Origin of the sequence: Plasticicumulans sp. (assembly GCF_035331805.1) — a bacterium.
Classification (GTDB): Bacteria; Pseudomonadota; Gammaproteobacteria; order Competibacterales; family Competibacteraceae; genus Plasticicumulans.
In genome coordinates this window covers 1-3,858 of record NZ_DAOLKE010000328.1, presented here as the reverse complement: position 1 = coordinate 3,858, position 3,858 = coordinate 1, and the positions used below count along the sequence as shown (strand labels likewise).

Below are 3,858 nucleotides of genomic sequence, written 5' to 3'. Positions count from 1 at the left end.
GCCGGCGTGACCGGCGCCGGCGTGGCCGGGGCGATCGCGCGCACCGCGGCTTCCTCGGCGGCGAGCTTTGCGACCTGCTGCGCGGCCAGCGACAGGTCGGGCTCCTCCTGACGCACGGCGAGCGTGTAGCTCGGACCACTGGCGCGGCCGGCGGCGAGGTCATCGACGCGCACGCGCTCGATCGAGAAGTGCGGCGTGTCCAGGGTCTCGTTCGGCACCAGCGCGATGCGCACGCCGAGCCGCTCCTCGAGCATGGCGAGTGCGGCGCGCTTCTCGTTGAGCAGGAAGGTTGCGACCGGCACCGGCAGTTGCGCGATGACCTTGCCGGTCTTGTCCTTCATCGCCTCTTCCTCGATCAGCCGCAGCACCGACAGCGCCAGCGACTCGGTGCCGCGGATCGTGCCGTGGCCCTTGCAGCGCGGGCAGAGCACGTGCGTGGCCTCGTCGAGCGACGGGCGCAGGCGCTGGCGCGACATCTCCAGCAGCCCGAAGCGCGAGATGCGTCCGACCTGCACGCGCGCGCGATCCATCTTCAGCGCGTCCTTCAGGCGGTTCTCGACCTCGCGCTGGTTGCGCGGCACGGTCATGTCGATGAAGTCGATGACCACGAGGCCGCCGAGGTCGCGCAGGCGCAGCTGGCGGGCGATCTCGTCGGCGGCTTCGAGGTTGGTGTTGAGCGCGGTTTCCTCGATGTCGGCGCCCTTGGTGGCGCGTGCCGAGTTGATGTCGATCGACACCAGCGCCTCGGTGTAGTCGATGACGATCGCGCCGCCCGAGGGCAGGCTGACCTCGCGCTGGTAGGCGGTTTCGATCTGCGATTCGATCTGGAAGCGCGTGAACAGCGGCGTCGCGTCCTGGTACAGCTTCAGCTTCGCGGTGCTGCCCGGCATCACCTGCTGCGTGAACTCGCGCGCCTGCTCGTGCGTCTGCGGGTGATCGACGAGGATCTCGCCGATGTCGGCGCGCAGCAGGTCACGCAGCGCGCGGATGATGATGTTGCTCTCCTGATAGATCAGGAACGGCGCCTTCTTCTGCTGCGAGGCATCCTCGATCGCGCGCCAGAGGTTCAGCAGGTAGTCGAGGTCCCACTGCAGCTCCTCGGTCGAGCGGCCGACGCCGGCGGTGCGCACGATCAGGCCCATGCCGTCGGGCACGTTCAGCGCCGCCATCGCCTCGCGGATCTCCTGGCGATCCTCCCCCTCGATGCGCCGCGACACGCCGCCGGCACGCGGGTTGTTCGGCATCAGCACGAGGTAGCGCCCGGCGAGCGAGATGTAGGTGGTCAGCGCCGCACCCTTGTTGCCGCGCTCCTCCTTCTCGACCTGGACGACGACCTCCTGGCCCTCGCGCAGCGCCTCCTTGATCGACGGCCGGGAGCCTTCGCCGCGCACCGACTCCTGGAAGTAGCCGCGGGCGATCTCCTTGAACGGCAGGAAGCCGTGGCGCTCGGCGCCGTAGTCGATGAAGGCGGCTTCGAGCGAAGGCTCGATGCGCGTGATCCGCCCCTTGTAGACGTTGGACTTCTTCTGCTCGCGGGAGGGGGTTTCGATGTCGAGGTCGTAGAGCTTCTGGCCATCGACCAGCGCAACGCGCAACTCTTCCTGCTGAGTGGCGTTGATCAGCATTCTCTTCATGCAAGACGTCTCCGGCGCTCGGACCGGAAGCCCACGGCGTTGTCGCCGCTACTACGGGGAAAGGCACGGCAGACAGGCCGGGCGCCGGCCAGCCGGGGTACTCACGGCCGGTGCTGCCCGGGACCTCGTCGCCGCGCCGTCGCGGCAGTGGGCGCGGGAGCGCGAATGGCATCGCTCTGGAAATTAAGGCAGGGTCGAGCGATGGAAAAACCCCTTGGATACCCGCCCGGTTGCGCCTTCAGGCATGCAGCGAAGCGCAGGATTCCGGGCGTGTACCGAAAACTTATCGAGTGTTTCGCGACCACCGGACCGATGGATGAAATCGGCTGCCGGCCGGCGACAACGATCCGGAATATAACAGTGCCTCGCGCCGCCGCACAAATGAGCCTGCACGGGGCTTCTGCGGTTATCATGCGGCCATGAGCCAGTCTTCTCCGCCCCCGGCCGTGCGCTTCGTCGAGGTTCCCGCCGAATGCGACGGCCAGCGCATCGACAACTTCCTGATCCGTACGCTCAAGGGCGTTCCGAAGAGCCTCGTCTACCGCATCCTGCGAACCGGCGAGGTGCGCGTGAACAAGGGTCGCGCGCGCCCCGAGCACCGCGTCGCGGCCGGTGACAGCGTGCGGCTGCCGCCGATCCGCGTCGCCGCCGAAGACGATGCGCCGGCCATGCCCGCGCGCGGCCTGCTCGAACGGCTCGAAGCCGCGATCCTGTACGAGGATGCCCGGCTGCTGGTGCTCGACAAGCCCTCGGGCATTGCCGTGCATGCCGGCAGCGGCATCGACGCCGGCGTCATCGAGGGCCTGCGCGTGCTGCGCCCCGAGGTGTTCCTCGAACTCGCGCACCGCCTCGATCGCGACACCAGCGGCGTGCTGGTGCTCGCCAAGACGCCGGAAACCCTGCGCGCGATCCACGACGCGCTGAACACCCGCAGCACCGACAAGCGCTATCTGGCGCTGGTGCGCGGTGCCTGGCGCGGCGGCGAGCACGTCGTCGATGCGCCGCTGCGCAAGGGCATGATCCGCGGCGGCGAGCGCATGGTCGAGGTCGCGCCCGACGGCAAGCCGGCGCTGAGCCGCTTCCGGCCGCTGCGCCGGCACGCCGACTGCACGCTGGTCGAGGTCACGATCGAGACCGGCCGCACGCACCAGATCCGCGTGCATGCCGCGCACCTCGGCCATCCGCTCGCCGGTGACGACAAGTACGGCGATCCGGCCTTCAACCGCACGCTGGCCGCCCTCGGCCTGCGGCGCCTGTTCCTGCACGCGCAGCTGCTGAGCCTGCCGCTCGGCGGGCGCCCGCTGACGCTGGAAGCGCCGCTCTGCCCGGAACTCGCGCGCGTGCTCGACACCCTCGCCGCGCGCGGCTGAGCCCCCCTGCCCTGCCCGGAGTCGCCCGACGATGCCCGATCGCGCCTTCGACCTGCTCGTGTTCGACTGGGACGGCACGCTGATGGATTCCGAGTACCGGATCGTCGCCTGCCTGCGCGCCGCGAGCCTGACACTCCAGCTGCCGGTGCTGACGGACGCTGCCTACCGGCACGTGATCGGCCTCGGCCTGATCGAGGCCTGCGCGATGCTGTATCCGCTCGCCGGCGACGACGAGCACCTGCGGCTCGCCGAGGCCTACAAGCACGAATTCCTGAGCCGCGATCCGGCCGGCATGCAGCTGTTCGCCGGCGCGACCGGGGTGCTCGAAGCGCTTTGCGCCGACGGCTACCGGCTGGCGGTCGCCACCGGCAAGAGCCGCGCCGGCCTCGAACGCGCCTATCGCGACACCGGCCTCGGGCGGCTGTTCGAGGCGAGCCGCTGCGCCGATGAAACCGCGTCGAAACCCGATCCGCGCATGCTGCACGAACTGCTCGCCGAGACCGGCGTGCCGGCCGCGCGCGCGCTGATGATCGGCGACACCGAATTCGATCTGGCGATGGCACGCGCCGCCGGCATGGCGGGCATCGGCGCGACCTGGGGCTGCCACGCCCCCGAACTGCTGCTGCGGCATGCGCCGCTCGCCTGCCTCGACGACATCGCCGATCTGCCGGCGCTGCTCGCCTCGCTGCCGGCGGCGGCCGCCTGAACCCCTGTATGGAGCCACCCGCATGAGCGACCAGCCGCCGCCGGACCCGTGGAAGGAACCCGCATCGCCGCCGCCGGCCCCGGGCACCGCCGCGCCGGCGCCGGTCGAGGCCAGCGCGCTCGCAGTGCTCGCCGACAGCGCGCGCGAG

3 protein-coding genes are annotated in these 3,858 nt (G+C 70.4%); 2 read left to right on the top strand and 1 reads right to left on the bottom strand.

Annotated features, from left to right (window positions below; all coding sequences use genetic code 11):
* The coding region (gene rne, locus PKE44_RS16245; protein WP_324553250.1) for a ribonuclease E at positions 1-1,634 on the bottom strand (1,634 nt) is incomplete at its 3' end.
* A 419-nt stretch (positions 1,635-2,053) separates the two neighbouring features.
* On the opposite strand from rne, the gene PKE44_RS16240 reads away from it, so the two are divergent.
* Positions 2,054-3,004, top strand: coding sequence for an RluA family pseudouridine synthase (locus PKE44_RS16240; RefSeq protein ID WP_324553248.1), 951 nt, complete (start codon positions 2,054-2,056; stop codon positions 3,002-3,004).
* Between the two features lie 31 nt (positions 3,005-3,035).
* Positions 3,036-3,710 (top strand): HAD-IA family hydrolase, encoded by a 675-nt coding sequence (locus PKE44_RS16235; protein WP_324553246.1) that lies wholly within the window; start codon positions 3,036-3,038, stop codon positions 3,708-3,710.
* Positions 3,711-3,858 lie beyond the last annotated feature (148 nt).